9 protein-coding genes are annotated in these 15,844 nt (G+C 61.9%); 5 read left to right on the top strand and 4 right to left on the bottom strand.

The genetic code is table 11. The features are described from left to right. Window positions 1-182: 182 nt before the first annotated feature. Both PLANPX_RS24015 and PLANPX_RS24010 read left to right on the top strand, forming a co-directional pair. Window positions 183-1,073: a peptidylprolyl isomerase gene (locus tag PLANPX_RS24015; protein ID WP_172992302.1), complete on the top strand. Its 891-nt coding sequence runs from the start codon at window positions 183-185 to the stop codon at window positions 1,071-1,073. A gap of 247 nt (window positions 1,074-1,320) precedes the next feature. Next, entirely contained in the window at window positions 1,321-2,151 is an 831-nt protein-coding gene (locus tag PLANPX_RS24010; protein ID WP_198421809.1) for a dienelactone hydrolase family protein, read from the top strand. A 102-nt stretch (window positions 2,152-2,253) separates the two neighbouring features. Here PLANPX_RS24010 and PLANPX_RS24005 read toward each other — a convergent pair whose 3' ends face one another. The 4 genes from PLANPX_RS24005 to PLANPX_RS23990 form a co-directional block, all read right to left on the bottom strand. Beyond that, window positions 2,254-2,739, bottom strand: coding sequence for a hypothetical protein (locus tag PLANPX_RS24005; RefSeq protein ID WP_152101168.1), 486 nt, complete (start codon window positions 2,737-2,739; stop codon window positions 2,254-2,256). 176 nt (window positions 2,740-2,915) lie between these two features. Continuing rightward, window positions 2,916-6,146, bottom strand: a complete 3,231-nt coding sequence (locus tag PLANPX_RS24000) for an ELWxxDGT repeat protein (RefSeq protein WP_152101167.1) — start codon at window positions 6,144-6,146, stop codon at window positions 2,916-2,918. A 200-nt stretch (window positions 6,147-6,346) separates the two neighbouring features. Further along, window positions 6,347-7,816: an aminotransferase class I/II-fold pyridoxal phosphate-dependent enzyme gene (locus PLANPX_RS23995; protein ID WP_172992301.1), complete on the bottom strand. Its 1,470-nt coding sequence runs from the start codon at window positions 7,814-7,816 to the stop codon at window positions 6,347-6,349. A gap of 211 nt (window positions 7,817-8,027) precedes the next feature. Further along, entirely contained in the window at window positions 8,028-9,485 is a 1,458-nt protein-coding gene (locus PLANPX_RS23990) for a DUF3326 domain-containing protein (protein ID WP_172992300.1), read from the bottom strand. Between the two features lie 816 nt (window positions 9,486-10,301). On the opposite strand from PLANPX_RS23990, the gene PLANPX_RS23985 reads away from it, so the two are divergent. The 3 genes from PLANPX_RS23985 (at window position 10,302) to PLANPX_RS23975 (ending at window position 15,764) form a co-directional block, all read left to right on the top strand. Further along, the gene (locus PLANPX_RS23985) at window positions 10,302-11,447 is read left to right on the top strand and encodes a zinc-binding metallopeptidase family protein (RefSeq protein WP_152101164.1); all 1,146 of its coding nucleotides are present in this window, start codon (window positions 10,302-10,304) and stop codon (window positions 11,445-11,447) included. 155 nt (window positions 11,448-11,602) lie between these two features. After that, window positions 11,603-13,657, top strand: a complete 2,055-nt coding sequence (locus PLANPX_RS23980; protein WP_152101163.1) for a polymorphic toxin-type HINT domain-containing protein — start codon at window positions 11,603-11,605, stop codon at window positions 13,655-13,657. Between the two features lie 307 nt (window positions 13,658-13,964). Further along, window positions 13,965-15,764 carry a polymorphic toxin-type HINT domain-containing protein gene (locus PLANPX_RS23975; RefSeq protein ID WP_172992299.1) on the top strand — a complete coding sequence of 600 codons (1,800 nt, stop codon included), beginning with the start codon at window positions 13,965-13,967 and terminating at the stop codon, window positions 15,762-15,764. Window positions 15,765-15,844 lie beyond the last annotated feature (80 nt).

Genomic DNA, 15,844 nt, shown 5'->3' with positions numbered 1-15,844 from the left:
GGCTGTCGCCACGTCCCGGGGCGGGTTCGTGGACACGTTCGCAGACCGCGACTACCCTAGAAAGACCGGCGTTTGCGGCCGGTTCGCGAGTTTCCGGAACAGAACCAAGACGACGCAATCGCAAAGGTTTTTTGCGTGATTGCGGCATTGTCTTGAAGCAGACCGTTGAGCAGACCCCATTGATGCAGTTCAGTCGTCATCTACCTCGCCTGCTGGCGGCGTGCGTCTTCGCGTTTTCGTTGCTTGGCGCTTGGCGCGCTGAAGCCGTCGTCGTGCGGTTCAACTCCGTGCTCGGCAACATCGACGTGCGGTTGTATCAGACCGCGACGCCGCTCTCGACGGCCAACTTTCTGAACTACGCCAACGGCGGCGATTGGGTCGACACGTTCATCCATCGCAGTGTGCCGGGATTTGTGGTGCAAGGCGGAGGATTCAAGTTTCCCTCCGATGCCGTTGGGGTACAGAGCGTCTCGCAAGACCCGGCGGTGTTGAACGAACCGGGCATCTCGAATCTGCGCGGCACGATTGCGATGGCCAAACTTGGCGGCGACCCGAACAGCGCCACCAACCAATGGTTTTTCAATCTTGCCAATAACGCTGCAAACTTGGATGCGCAGAACGGCGGCTTCACTGCGTTTGGTAGAGTCGTCGGTAACGGGATGACGGTGGTCGATGCGATTGCAGCATTGCCTCGCGTCAACGCTGGCAGCCCATTCGACACCCTTCCAGTCCGCAATTACACCACCGGCAATATCGTGAAGGCGAATCTGGTCACCTTCAATACGATCTTGCCGCTTAACGTTCCCGCGGGCGATTACAACTTCGACGGCAAGGTCGACGCTGCCGACCTAGCCGTGTGGAAATCAGACATTGGTTCGACCACCAAAGCCGAGGCCGATGGCAACGGCGACGGCACCGTGAACGGCGCCGATTTTTTGGTCTGGCAAAGGACGTTTGGACAGAACTTTGGCGCCCCGGCCGTAGCGGCGGTGGCCGCCGTTCCGGAACCCGCCGCCGCGACGATCGCTTTTCTAGCCGTCGTCGGCTGTCGCTTGGCGCGTCGCCGCAAGTAGCCGCGGGTCAACGACCCGCCGGAGCGACGGAATCAAATGTGGAATGCTGAATGGGGAATGGCGAGCCACAGCAGGCTTGCGGTTACCTAGGCTTCTCCACATACAGCATTCCACATTCCCCATTTGCGCACCGCTCCGGCCGGTCGTTGACCGGCGGCTGATGTTCGCTGACGGTTGAGTTCGCTACACTGCTCGGTGGACGCCGAGTCGTGCTCTGGTTCAACGTTCCATTCGGGAGGCGATGGTTATGCGTACGCTGTTAGGTATTTCGTTTCACTCGTTCGTTGCTTCATTGCTCGTGTTGTCGACCAGCGGCTATGCGAGCGCCCAGGCGGCCGATCCGGTTGAGGAACGGCTCAACAATACCCCGCGCCATCACGAGTGGGTTGACATCAAGACGCCTGAGGGGCGGGCGCTGAAGACGTTCGTCGTCTTTCCTGAAGTGAAAGAGAAGGCGACCGCCGTCGTGATCATTCACGAAAACAAGGGCCTCACCGATTGGGAACGGAGCGTCGCCGATCGGCTGGCCGAGGCGGGTTACGTTGCGGTGGCGCCCGACTTTCTCAGCGGCGCCGGGCCTGACGGCGGCGGCACGTCGGCGTTCGCCTCGCGTGACGCAGCCACGCAGGGAATCTACGGACTGAAGCCCGAGCAAGTGACGGCCGACCTCGACGCCGCCGTCGACTACGCGAGCAAGATCGAAGCGGCCAATGGCAAGGTTGCGGTCATCGGCTTCTGCTGGGGCGGCGGCAAGTCGTTCGGCTACGCCGCTCACAACCCGAAGATTGCCGCGGCGATGGTTTGCTACGGCACGGCGCCCGAAGACGAAGCAGAACTGAAGAAGATCGAGGTTCCGGTCTACGGCTTCTACGGCGGCAACGACGCCCGCATCACGTCGCAAGTCCCGCGCGTGACCGAGTCGATGAAGAAGCTCGGCAAAACGTATGAACCGGTCGTCTACGAAGGCGCCGGCCACGGCTTCCTCCGCGCCGGCGAGCAACCTGGCGCCAGCGAGGACGATAAGAAGGCGTTCGCCGAAGGTTGGGAACGCGTGAAGAAGATTCTCGCCGGACTGTAGTCGAACACTGGATTAGACTCGCACTGCTGATAGACGCTGATCGAACGCTAGTGGATTTCCATTGGCGTCTTGTCAGCGTTCATTAGCGGTGCGTTTCTATTTCTACCCCACCACGTCGACGCCGCTGGTCGCGCGTTTCAGCGCGTCGACAATCCCTTTCCAGTTGGCATAGCCCGACGTCGGATCGCTCGCTTTGCCCGACTGCTCGATGAACTTCATCGCTTCCTGAGCGGTGCTGAAGTAATTCACCGGCTTGTTCTGGGCGGCGTTCGCCTCGTCGTTCGACAGCGGCACGAATTCGCCGTTGGCGCCGACTTTGCCCAACGGCATGCCAGCCGTCTGCAGCATGAAGAGCTGCGTCAGATCGATCTCGCCGTCGTCGAACAACTGCTTAGCGAAATCTTTCATCTCCTTCGGCGTCATCTGCGTGAAGTCGGGAGAGTCTTCCTCGGGCGCGGCGACGTCGATTTCGCAAGCCGCTGAACTCGCCGCCGCTGCTTGTTCCGTCGACTTGCCGCCGATTGCCGACGAGGATTGCCGCGCCGCTAGCAGCGCAAAGATGGAATCGTTCCCGCCCTGAATCCGCATGAGAAGTCCCCCCCGGGAGCGAGCGCGGAATTGCCCGCAGCACGCAACGTGCTTTTCGGCTTTTTCGCGGGGGTAACTTGAGCCGCTGACGTCTGCCGCAGCTGCAGGCTGCCAGCAGGACGCACGCAGGGCGAGGGGCAGGCGAGACCGCACGCCAAGTTGCCTGCAGCGCGACTCTACCCGTGCCTGCCTGCCCGGCCGAACGCTGCCAACTTAGCTTCGTGTTCGCCGGCGATTGTTGATTCGCCATTGCCATTACGCTGCTGCTTCCGCGGAAGGCTCCACAGAGGCTCGCCAGCACGATCAACAACCTTCGTCTGGCGAGTCATCGCTGGTTGTGCAGCGCTAGCCGACGGATCTTGGGGTAGCCGCGTCGCCCAGCCGCGAAGCTTGGCGTCCGTCACGGAGTCGTTTCGATCGTCGGCGTCTTTCCCTCTTCTGTCCGCCGCCAGCCAAGCGAACGCCGCATCAGCGGCGCTACCGAACAGCGCGTCATCGGCGCCCTTGTCGACAGTTATCGTTGACATCTCGTCGCTTGCAATCAGCGACGTGACGGTAAGTTCGCTCAAGGCGAATGCATCAGAACTGGCTGTGACGGCCGCAGAGCCTCCGGTTCCATATCCGGTTTCCCATACGTCCAGGTCGCTGCCATTCACGATTCCGTCGTTATTTCCGTCGGCGCCGCTGCCCGCAGGGCTTGCCGCCGAACCGAAGGCTCGCTGCCACGCCAAGAAGTCCGATCCGTCGACGCGCCCGTCGGCGTTATAGTCACCAGCAATGGGAGGCAAATCCATCGCCCAGAGTTCAGTCGAGTGCGTCTCCGATCGAGCGACGATGACGATACGCTGCCCGATTTTGAGTAGCGTTGTCGGGCGGCTTCCGATCGGGCCGGCAATATGATCTCTCACAAGCGTCGTTTCGCCCGTGACGAGGTTCGTGCTCCAAAGCTCGTCGCCGCTGACGTTGTCGTTCGCGCCGAAATAGATCACGTCGCCCACTTTGACGGCGTCTAAATAGTATGCCCTAGGGCTTCTCTCAGGTGGAAGGAGCGAACTGAGCCGGACAGTGTGGGCAGCTGTTCCGTCGCTATACCACATCTCACCGCTGAAACCGGAGTTCGTCCGAAAAAACATCGAATCATCGCGATTGTAAATGTTCGCAACGAGCCCACTCTCCAGTGCGAAAACTTCCGTCGTGCCTTCCGCTGTTCCGTCGCTTTTCCACAACGCGTTTCCGTTGGCGGTGATGTAGCTGAAGTAGAGCGTGCCGTTGATTACCGTCAACGCAATTGGCCGCGAAAGCGCATTGTTGCCAAGATCGAAGGATCGAACCAGCTGCGTACCCGCGACGGTTCCATCGCTTTTCCAAAGCTGATCGTAGTCGACGACGAAATAGATCGATGTGCCGTCTCCGGCAGCGTCTGGCGAGATGCTCACGTTCTGGAGGCCGAACTCTTTCAGGGTGATTGTTCCCGCTTCGGTGCCGTCAGTGATTCTTAGGGTGTTGTATCGCTTGAAGAATTGGGAGCCGTTCGGTCCGGGCTTGGCGAGCCCCATGTCGGAGATGGCTCCGGGAATCGGCGCCATGCCGTTGGAGTCGCTTTTCCAAAGCTGGTAGTGAGATCCTTGAGAGAGCCCGAAGTAGAGTGAATCTTCGGTTTCCAGCGCCACCATCGGGCGCGTCGAGAATCCATTTGTAGGCGAATTGGCAACGCGTTGCGTCCCCGCCTCCGTGCCGTCGCTCTCCCAGATATCGAAACTCCCGGACGAATTCTTCGCGGTGAATAGAAAACGACCGTGAGAGGCGACGACCCCCGCGATTTCCGTCAAGCCTGCGGAGGCATAAGGTGCGAAGCGCACGGTGCCCGTCGCCGTACCGTCAGTGATCCACCAATTTCTCGTCAGGCCCTCGGTGGCATTGAAGATCGCACGAGTTCCGGCAATGACGAAGTTGTAGGGATCCGAGGAGCCATTGGCCGGATTGATGTCTTTGACTAGCGCGACGTTGGAGCCGTCGGCGTCCATTCGCCAAAGCTCACTGCCATAGGCGGTTGTCGTTGCCGAAAAGAGATAGCCTCCCGAGACCGCATGGGGAAATAGAAACCCCAGTACTTCTCCTTCAGGCGAGGTTGGGTAGGCGAACGGAGTCGTGCCCGCCGTCGTGCCGTCGGTGATCCAGCGTTTGGAACCGCTGCCGTCGTTCGCGTTGAAATGAAGCAAGCCGTCGCGGACGCCCAAAATTTGCGGCGCCGAACCGTCAACTCCTGGGCGGAGGTCGACGACCATCGTGGTGCCCGATTCGGTTCCGTCCGTTTTCCAGAGTTCAATGCCGTGGGAGAAGTCGTTGGCTCGGAAGTACAATGATCCGTTAGCCACCGTCAATCCCGTGGGATCGCTTCCTATCGAATAAAACGTCGTCATGATGTCCTTGACGATCGTTGTCCCGCTTTCGGTCCCGTCGCTCGTCCAAAGCTCTCGACCGCCGTGCGGCTCGGAGTAAGCCGTGAAATAGAGCTGACCGTTGAAATTGGTGAGCGAGAGGGGATCGCCGTCTCCGTACATTCCTCCCAGCTCTTTGACGAGATGCGTTGTGGCTTCGGAGCCCAGCGACGTCCACAGCTCGACGCCGTTCGCGCCATCGTTTGCTGCGAAGAACAAACGACCGTTCACTTCGATTAGGGGCGTAACGCTGTAGCTGAAGGTGCGGGCGACTCCCGGAGCGATGTCCTTCACCAAGTAGGTTCCGGCAGCAGTGCCGTCCGATTTCCAGAGTTCGCGGCCGTTAACGCCGTCATTGGCTAGGAAGTAGATGCCGCCGTCGACGGGAGTCAGGTTGTTAATCTCGCCTGAGGCCCCTGGGCGAATGTCCTTGACCATCGCCGTCCCCGCCTCGGTGCCATCGCTGCTCCACAGTTCACGTTCATGAACGCCGTCGCTGGCGGCGAAGAAAAGTCGACCGCTGGAGAGCGTTATATTGTATATCGATCCGCCTTGTTTTCCCGGCGAGATGTCTTTCACGAGGAAAGTGCCCGCTTCCGTGCCATCGCTTCGCCAAAGTTCATAGCCGTGGAGCTGGTCGTCGGCGACGAAGTATAAGACTTCGTCGAGTTTGAATAGACGCGTGGAAAGACCAGCGGAGTAAATTGTGGGCGAATTCGCAGCCACTAACGAGGTGCCAGTCGATGTGCCGTCGGTCTTCCAGAGCTGCTCGCCTGATCCTTCCGTACTGGCGATGAAGTACGTCGTCGATCCGATCGTCACGAAGGAGTTGGGGCCAGAGCCTTGCGGTTGGAGCGTGTTAATGTCCTTCAGCAGTTCAAAATCAACCGCCAGCACCCGCCGGTCTTCCAGCGCCTCGATCGCCAACCGGCGATCATCCCATCCCTGGCGGCGTACGTTCAGACCCATGCAAACTCTTTCGTGGGGTGGCGATGCGGACTTAATAGGCGAGCGTCAATTCGCACAACAGGCATCCATTATGCCCGCCCGCATCTGCAAAAGAAAGCAATCGGCCCGTAAGACCCAAAAGACCGATTACCCGCCATTAGTCCCCGGTTCTTCAAACCGGGGGCCAAGAAAGCTGCCAACCCAAGGACGCGAACCCGCCGTTAAGCGCCCCCAACCACCCGCACCGTCCCCAGCGTTGGGTCCGATGCATAGCAGTGCGCGCCGCCCGCAAGCAGCGAATGGCAAACCTCCAGAATCTCGCCCGTCACCACTTCTCCCGGCATCAGGAGGGGAATCCCTGGCGGGTAGAACATGATGCTCTCCGCGCAAACGCGGCCGATCGATTCGTCGAGCGGGACGGCCTGCTTCGGACCAAGAGCGGCGTCGCGCGGCGTCATTAGGAGAGGCGGGACGGCGGGTTGTAGTAGATGGCCCGCTTCGGCGATCGACGAACTCTCCGGCGCCCGCGGGTTCGCGCTGATTTGCTTCAGGCCTGCGAGTAGGCGAGCTTTCGCGTCGGCGTCGTCGCGCGGGCTGAGCACGAGCGCGATGTTAAACCAATCAGCGAGCTCGTCTTCCATTTGGTATTCGTTGCGCAGCAACAACTCTGCGTCGTAGCCGGTCCAACCAGCGCCGGCGACGTTGATTACCATCCGTAGTGGATCGCGACGATGCCCGGCAAGTCGCGGATCGTCCGCCGGGTCGAGCACGCGCAGACCGGGCAGCGCGTTGATCTGTGCGGCGAGTTCCGCGGCATCGGCGACCGCTTGCGCGAAGAGTGCGGCGCCTTCGCTGGCCATGAAGCGACGATTGACGTCCATCGAGACGAGCTGCAGGTAGCTGGGGCTCGTCGTCTGCAGCAGGTTGAAGGCGTCGCGAACTTGCGCAGCGCTCACGGGCGAATTGTGGCCGACGTGCAGTTGCGCGGTGCCGACCAGCGAACCGAGCGTCTTATGGCAGCTTTGCGCGGCGAGGCTGGCGCCGCTCCGCATCGCGGAGGTCGGGGCGCTCCCCGGTGGCAAGAAGTTCAGATGCGGGCCGTGGGCTTCGTCGATCAGCAGTGGCACATTGTGCTGGCGGCACGCAGCGACCACGTCGTCGAGTTCGCGGGCCAAGCCGTAGTAGCTCGGCCGTGTGAGCAGTACGGCCGAAACGGGCCCTTCGGCCAGCGCTGCGGCGACCGTTTCGCCGGTGACGCTCAGGGCGCCCGACTGCGGTAGTACGTCGTGCTGGAGAAACTTCGGCCGCGCGCCGGAAAGGACCAGCGCCGACGCTACCGAGCGGTGCACATTTCGCGGTAACAAGATCGTTCCGCCAGGCGGTACGGCGGCGAGAATCATCGCCGCGATCGCCGTCGTGGCGCCGCCGCCGGTGTAGAACGTCGCCGCGGCGCCGAACAACTCCGCCGCCAGCTCTTGGGCTTCCTGCACGCAGTGCGTGGGGTGGAGCAAGTTGTCGGTCGCCGTCATCGCCGGCAGGTCGTAATCGAACAGCGGCTGGCCCCACAGGTCGACGAGTTCCGGCGGGGCGAACCGGCCCGCCTTATGCCCCGGCGTGTGGAACGGGTAGGTCTTGCCAGCGATATACGAGCGCAGCGTTTCGTAAATCGGAGCCCGAGTTTGATCCAGCACAGCGTTTGGGCGATTCGAATGATTCAACGTTGACAACAACTCCCCAGCAACATTTAGCCCCCGGTTCTTCAAACCGGGGGCGTGAAGTGGCACGTCGCTCGCCCCCGGTTTGAAGAACCGGGGGCTAATAAAAAAACAATGGCTGGGGCGGCGAGTGGCCATCCCCAGCCATTGAGTCGTTTCACTTCGATCCGTCAGCAATCGCAGGCGACTAGGCCTTCGAGCCGTTTACCACGTGGCCATTGGCATGACCGTTCGACTTGGCCTTCGGGCCGCTGAGGGTCGACTTGCCATTGGTCGTCGTGGTGCTCGCCGCGGTCTTGGTGACCTTGGTCGCCTTCACGGCGGTCGAGATCCGATCAATCTTCATCGGCTGCATCGGACGCTGCAGCGTCGACGTCGAGACGCCCGTACGCATGGCGGCCATCATGCCAGCCGCTTCGTAGTAGTTGTCGACGTACTTCAGTTGGCCCGCGCGGAACGGTAGTTCGCTCAGGTCGTTCCGCATCAGGTTCGTGTTGTTGCGAACCGCGATGACGGGGATGCCTTGCTCGATGGCTGCCAGGGTCGGCAGACCAACGCAGCCGTCCGGAATGACGAGCACCGAGACGTCTTCGGCCGTGAGGGTCGACGGGTCGTAAGCGCCGGTCACGTTGGTGATGACGCGCGGAGCCCGGTTGAGGCCCTTCAGGACGCAGAACAGGTAGGTGCTGCTGATCACCTCGGCCGCCTTGCGGGGGTCGACGACGCCCCACCGCTCGGTGCGAATCGCTTCGCTCGACATCGTCGGAGCGTGAGCGGTCGGCACGTCGAGGACGGTGCTGGTCGTGTGGGTGAGAACCGCTTCAACGCCGCCCCACGGGTTCGGGCCGCCTTCGCCGAAGTAGGCGCGGTGCAGCTCGACCGTGTCGATGTGCGGCGTGATGCGGGTCGCCAGGGCGACCGCGTCGTAGCTGCCGCGCTTCGAGCGGAGGATGTCCAGCAGACCTTGCAGGCCGTTGATGGCCCCGGTGACGCGGCCCGAATCGGCGACGCCGGTCTTCATCTCGAGGCCTTCCTCAAGGACGACGACTTCGTCGATGTCCATGCCGAGCGTGGCGCGGGCGCCTTCGGCACAGTTGATCGTGTTGTCGACGACGTGCGGAGCGTCGGGACGCTCTTCGGTCACCAGCAACACGCGGTTCTGACGGACCTTTTGCAGGCCGATGGTGCCCATCATCAGGCGGCAGATCAACGAGCCTTCAGCGTAGAGGCTGTTTTCAGCTTGCTCGTTGATGTCCGAGGCGTTGACCACGTTCGGGTGGATCACCAGGTTGTCGCACTGCGAGGCGATCAGCCGGGCGGCCGGGGTGGCGTCGCCGGCGTGGCCGCCGATGGCGCAGTCGACGCCGGTCGGGATCAACATCACCGCGTTGAACTTGTCGGTCCGCTCGCCCTTGCGTTGGCGGTAGTCGAAAACCGACGACGGCAGCATGTTCTTTGGGCTGGTCAGGTCGCCGAGGGCTTCCATCTCGCAGACGTGTCCGAGGCGGTTCTTGCCGACCATGGCGACGCGGATGGGGGCAGCCTTCTTGCCGCAGGCGTCGGCGACGGCCTTCTGCAAGCTGGCAATCGGCGAGCCGCTCTTCAGCCAGCCGGGAACGATCACTTCTTGTTCGAATACCTTCATGGAGAGGCCTCCTTCCTGGGGCATAGCCGGCCAATACGGGCGCGACCAGGGGCAACCACAGAGCTGTGTTTAGGTGGTGTGCAGCCAGACAACCTTGCCCGAGGGGTCGCTTGCAAGTGCGACCTGGTACGCGGTCCACGGCGGCGTGGATACGAACGCGTTTTTACGCCCGAAAACGTCGGGCCCGTTGTTCGACCTTCGGCTCAACCGATAGGTGCTGCGAAACGGTTAGCCCCGGTGGGGACTAAAGCGGAGACTGCCGGCCGGCGGGACGGTCATGTCCCCAGACGGCAAAACGAGGGCTGGGTCAGACGACTCAACGTCTGAGGCGACCCCTCCAGGTGGAGCAGAGGGCGACGCGAGTACGGAGGGCAGAGCGGTCGATCCAGGAGCGCACCAAGCACGAAAGCCGGGCCAAACGGCAAGAGACGGCGACAAAATAGTCTTGGGAAGTCGCTGTCAATTCAGGAGAGGCCTTTTGGGTGCGAAGTTTGGTCGTGAGACCGCTGGATAGGAAACCGCCGTCGTGGGAGGTAGCTCGTGAGAGTCACTTGAGCAAGCTATACGTGAAGACTCGCTCAATGGTTTGCAAGTTATCGACTTTGGACAAGACGTGCAATTGGAGAATTGGTGAAAAATGCTGGAGAGCGCCGCTGGCGCTAGCGGCGACGCCGCCAGTGACGCCCGGCGAGCCGGGGCGTCCCCGCCCCCGGGCCGGTCAGGAGTCAGCGGGCAGGCGCTCGCCTGAACCCTCAACCTCGTCAACTGAACCCTCCCGCACTCCCACTCGGCACGACATTCGCCTAGAGTGCGGCCATGCGATTATTTTACTGCGATAACTGCCGGCAAACCGTCTTCTTCGAGAACTTCCGCTGTGTGAAATGCGACCACACGCTGGCTTACCTGCCAGAGCTGAGCGAAATCGTGTCGCTCAAGCCGGCCGGCGAGGGGCTGTGGACGCCCGAGGCGCCGGAGGCCGGCGGACGCACCTACCGGCTGTGCGAGAACTACGCCGAGAAGAACGTCTGCAACTGGGCCGTCCCTGCCGACCAGGAAGAGCCGCTGTGCGAGGCGTGCCTGCTGACCGAGACGATCCCCGATCTCGCCCAGCCTGGGCACCACGAGGCCTGGTACGCGCTGGAGGTTGCCAAGCGGCGGCTGGTCTACAGTCTGCAGGCGCTCGGCTTGCCAGTGGTGCCTAAGTCGATTGATCCCGAGCGCGGCCTGGAATTCAACTTCCTGGCTGATCCGCCGATCATCGATGAGGAGCACCCCGCCGTCCTCACCGGCCATGCCAATGGCACGATCACGGTAAACCTCGCCGAAGCCGACGACGCCGAGCGCGAGAGCCGCCGCGTCGCGATGCATGAACCCTACCGCACGTTGCTCGGCCACTTCCGCCACGAGGTGGGCCACTACTACTGGGATCGGCTTATCAAGGACAGCGGCTGGCTCGCGGAGTGCCGCGCTGTCTTCGGCGACGACCAGGAAGATTACGGCGAAGCCCTTAACCGCCACTACCAGAACGGCCCGCGACCCGATTGGCAGTCGCAGTTCGTCTCGGCCTACGCCAGCGTCCACGCCTGGGAAGACTGGGCAGAGACATGGGCCCACTACCTCCACATTACCGATACGTTGGAAACGGCCACCGCTTGCGGCTTGGCCCTCCGCCCGCAAGCTCCCAACGCCCGCCGCGTGAAGCCCCGCTTTTCGCTTGAGAAGGCGGAGCACGCCTCGTTCGACGACATGATGGACGACTGGCTGGCGATGACCTACGTCCTCAACAGTCTCAACCGCGGCATGGGGCTGAAGGACATGTATCCCTTCGTCCTCTCCCAGCCGGCAATCGAAAAGCTCCGCTTTATCCACCGAGTTTGCACCGAACCAGCGCCTGCGCTGCCGGTTCTTCCCGAAGGCGAGATTCCGGCCGCCGTCGCTCCCGCGCCTGATGCGGCGGCGTAATCTGCGCGAGCTTGGCATTTTCGGCTGAGACAAAACTGATTGAAACCGGCCCAAATTAGGGCAAATCGCGATCAACTTGTCCGCCGAAGTCGAAAAACGCTATCTTACGAGCCGGAACAACTTCTTCTCGTGGTACTGATACGAGGGCTAGAGGCATGGCTCGCAGTAAGTCAGTGGCGTTGTGCGCCGTCTTGGCGCTTGGCTCGATCGCGCCGCTTGATGGGACGCCAGCGACGCAACTCGTCGCGGCGGAAATCAAGCCGAAGCTGGTCGATTCTCCCAAGAACGCTCCGAAGTTGGTGGAGCAGGCGATTTCCGTCGGATTGGCCGGCAACGCCCAGGAGCGCGAATCGCTCCTCAAGCGTGCAGCCGAGGCCGACCCCGATTACGCGCCGGCGAAGTGGCAGCGAGGGTTGATCAACTTCGAGGGGCAGTGGCGCTCGCCGGAGGAAGTCGCATCGCACGTCTCCTCGGATAATCGCTGGCAAGAGTACGATGCGCTGAAGTCCGAAGCGAGCAACACGCCCGCCGACCATTTGCGCCTCGCACAGTGGAGTATGCGCCAAGGGCTCACGGCTGAAGAACGTTACCACTGGGCGAACGTCTTGATGGCGAATCCGGCCCACGATCAAGCCCGTCAGCGTCTCGGCGCCCAGGAGTACCAGGGGCGGCTCTACACCCGCGAACAAGTGGCGGCGGAGAAGGCCCGGCTTGAGCAAGCTAAACGCGATGCCGCCAAGTTCAAGCCGCAATTCGCTCAGTACTGCAAAGACGCGACCAGCGAGCTGAAAGTGACGCGCGAGAAGGGGCTCGCCAAGATTCGCGCGATTCACGACGTCGCGGCGATCCCAGCGCTGCGCGATGCCGTCGGCCGCGCGCTCGAAACCTCCGGCGGCAAAGAACACCGGGCCGAGTTGGTGCTGGCGATGACGGCGGCTCTGGCGAGCATGCCGGAACACCCGGCGACGCTCGCGCTGACGGAGCTTTCGGTTTTCTCAAGTATTCCCGAAGTCCGTCATGCTGCGGCGGAAGGATTGCGTCCACGTCCGGCGACTGACTTTGTCCCCTTGCTGATGGCGGCCCTCCAGGCGCCGATTGAAGCCGACGTCGACGTGATGGCTGCTCCCGATGGTACCGTGCGATTGGTGGAAACGCTCACTCAGCAAGAGCCGCTGCGTGAAGTCGCTCGCGTGCATAGCCTTAATTACGAAGTGGACGGCGTGTTCGGTCGCGATACGATCAAGACCGACGTCGGCGCCGTGCTCAACGGCCATCTCAACGCCGCCTCGCAGCGTGCGGGAGCGACCCAGTCGCGAGTCGAGCAACTCAACGCCGCCTCTGCTGAACGCAACAAGCGGATCAACGAAGTGCTGAAGATCGTTCTCGGCGTCGAGCCGAGCAGCGAAGACGTCGCCTCGTGGTGGCGGGCCTGGCAGGACTACAACGAACTCGAATCTGACGAAATCAAGACAGTCGTTGAATCGTCGACGAGCGAAACCTACACTACCGCTTTCGAGCAGGCGCCGAAGCCCGCTCTGATCAAGGGAGACATGCGGGGCTCGCAGAGGGCTACTACTGGTACGCAACGCGAGCAGCGTCCGCGTGAAAACCTCTCCCGCGTCGCCGAGGGGCCGCCAAACGCTGGTTGGCTTATCGCCGCGGTGGAAGGGACGCAACTGCCGACGTCGCGAGTCAGTGCGCGTCCGCCTTGCGAGTGCTTTGCCCCCGGTACCTTGGTTTGGAAGCAGTCGGGGCCGACGCCAATCGAGCAGATTCGCGTCGGCGATATGGTGCTCTCGCAGCATCCCAGCACTGGCGAACTCGCCTACCGCCCAGTGATTGAAACGACCGTCGGCCCCCTTTCGCCCGTCGTGCGGGTGAAGCTTCCGAACGAGGAGTTCATCTCCACGTTGGGGCATCGTTATTGGGTCGATGGCAGCGGCTGGGCGATGGCGAAAGAGATGCGGCTCCCGGCCACGCTCCATACGCTGCAGGGGAGCGCGAAGGTCGAAGAGATCGCTCCGGCCGAAGAAATGGAATGCCACAACTTGGTCGTGGACGAGTTCCACACCTTCGTCATCGGCAAGTCGCAGCTGCTGGTGCACGACAAGACGTGCCCGCAGCCGACGCTGGCGTTGACGCCGGGATTCGTGCCAAAGCCAGGGACGGCGCGAGACGTGGCGAAGTCGTTCGTCACCGCGAAGCCCTAGGCAAGTTTACTCGCGGTTTGCTTGGCGATCGCGGTCTGGCCGTGCTGTAACCCTGCGCGGTCTGCAGCGTGCGAAGGCGCATTTCTCGCGCTCAGTAGGCGGTTTGCTCAAGATGTTCGTCCGTTGCGACGGAGCTATTTCTTCATCTTCAGTTACGAGGGCAAGAGGCATGTCTCGTATGAATTGTGCGCTCCGTTGGAGCGCAGCGGCGTTGTGCGCGATGGCTGGGAGCCAACTCGTCGCAATTGCGGGAGAGGTCGCGTCTCGCTCCAACTCGGCGGATTACCCGCGAAACGCGTCACGGCTAGTGGAACAAGCGCTGACGGCGGGGTTGGCCGGCGATCAGCAGGAAAAGACGAACCTTCTCAAGCGAGCGAGCTCCGCGGAGGGCGACTTCGCTCCCGCGCGTTGGCAGCTTGGCGAGATCAAGTTCGACGGCGAGTGGCGGACTCCCGCCGAAGTCGCAAAGCACGTCGCCGCCGACGAGCGTTGGCAAAAGTACGAGGGGCTGCGCGAAGGGGGCGTCGCTTCAATTGAAGAGCACGTCGATCTCGCCGAATGGTGCATGCGGCAAGGGCTTACGGCCGAAGAGAAGTACCATTGGGCCAACGTGATTCTCGCGAACCCGAATCACCATCTGGCGCAGCAGCGCCTCGGCATGCGCGAAGTTCGCGGCCGACTCTACACGCAAGAGTGGATAGACGCCGAAACCAAACGTCGCGATCAGGCGAAGCGAGAGATGGACGAGCTCAAGCCGAAGTACCTCCAGTTCTGTCGAGAGGCGACCGGTGATCTGAAAGTGAATCGCGAGAAGGGGCTGACGAAGCTCCGCGCGATCAACGACCCGGCCGGCATTCCGGCGCTGCGTGAAGCGGTGCGGCAAACAGTGCGCACCGACGCCGGTAAGAAATATGATTGCGAGTTGGTGCTCGCGATGACGGCGGCGCTCGCCAAGATGCCCGAGCATGCGGCGACGATTCAGCTCACTGGCTTGGCTGTCTATTCAAAGCATGCCGAAGTGCGTCGCGCGGCCGCGGCGGGGTTGCAGTCCCGGCAAGTCACTGACTACGTTCCGCTGCTAATGCAACTGTTGCAAGCGCCGGTCGAAGTTGAAGTCGACGTCGTCGCCGCGCCCGACGGAATGGTGCGGATGATTGAAACCGTGTCGCAGCAAAAGCCGTTCTACGAGGCTGCCGAGGTCCGCGCGACCAACTATGAAGTCGAAGGGGCGTTAAACAGGAATAAGGCGACGACCGACCCTGCGAGAGTTCTTAGCGATAACATGCGCGGGGCGAATTCGCGCGTGAAGAGGACGCGCTCGCGAGTCGAGAACCAGAACGCGGCGCTCGCCGCGCGGAATGAGCGCGTCCAAGAGGTGCTGCGAATCGCATCGGGGTTGAACGCATCCGGCAGTTTGAGCGAAGCAACGGAGGACGTGACCCACTGGTGGGGAGCTTGGCAGAAGCACAATGAACTCTCGTACGATTCGATGGACCGGGTCTATGAATCGTACCTGGACGAAACGTTCGTCCAATTCTACGAGCAGGCGCCGCCGCCAAGCTCGAACATCGTTGTGGAATCTCCGCAGATGCAACATTGCGCCTGCTTCGCGCCAGATACGTTAGTCTGGAAGCAATCGGGGCCGACGCCGATTGAACTGGTTCGCGTTGGCGATCTTGTCTTAGCGAAGCACCCGACGACTGGCGAACTCGGCTACCGGCCCGTCCTAGAGACGACGCGCGGTCGCATGACTCAAGTGCTGCGCGTCGAACTTCCGGGCGAGAGCGTCGTCGCGACGCTTGGCCATCGTTTTTGGGTTGAAGGCGTCGGCTGGCGGATGGCCAAGGAACTGAAGGCGGAGATGCCGCTACATACAGTGAGAAACGCGGTGTTGATCAAGAGCCTCGAGCAGGCGGAAGATATGGAGTGCTGCAACCTCGTCGTCGACGAGTTCCATACCTTCGTGATTGGCCAATCGCAGATTCTGGTCCACGACATCACCTGCCCGCAGCCGACGCTGGCCATCACGCCAGGTTTGCTGCCATCGACAAGCAGGCCCGACGTCGTTAAATCGGCGTCCAATCGGTTGTCGGCGGCAGGGCGATAGCCGCGACGCTCTTTCTGCAGCCAGGGATTGCCTTCCTTCGTCGCCGAGTTGCGTGGATGGAGGTCTGTGGTCTCTCTTGC

This window comes from Lacipirellula parvula (genome assembly GCF_009177095.1).
Taxonomy (GTDB): domain Bacteria; phylum Planctomycetota; class Planctomycetia; order Pirellulales; family Lacipirellulaceae; genus Lacipirellula; species Lacipirellula parvula.
This window is presented reverse-complemented; position numbering and strand designations above follow the sequence as displayed.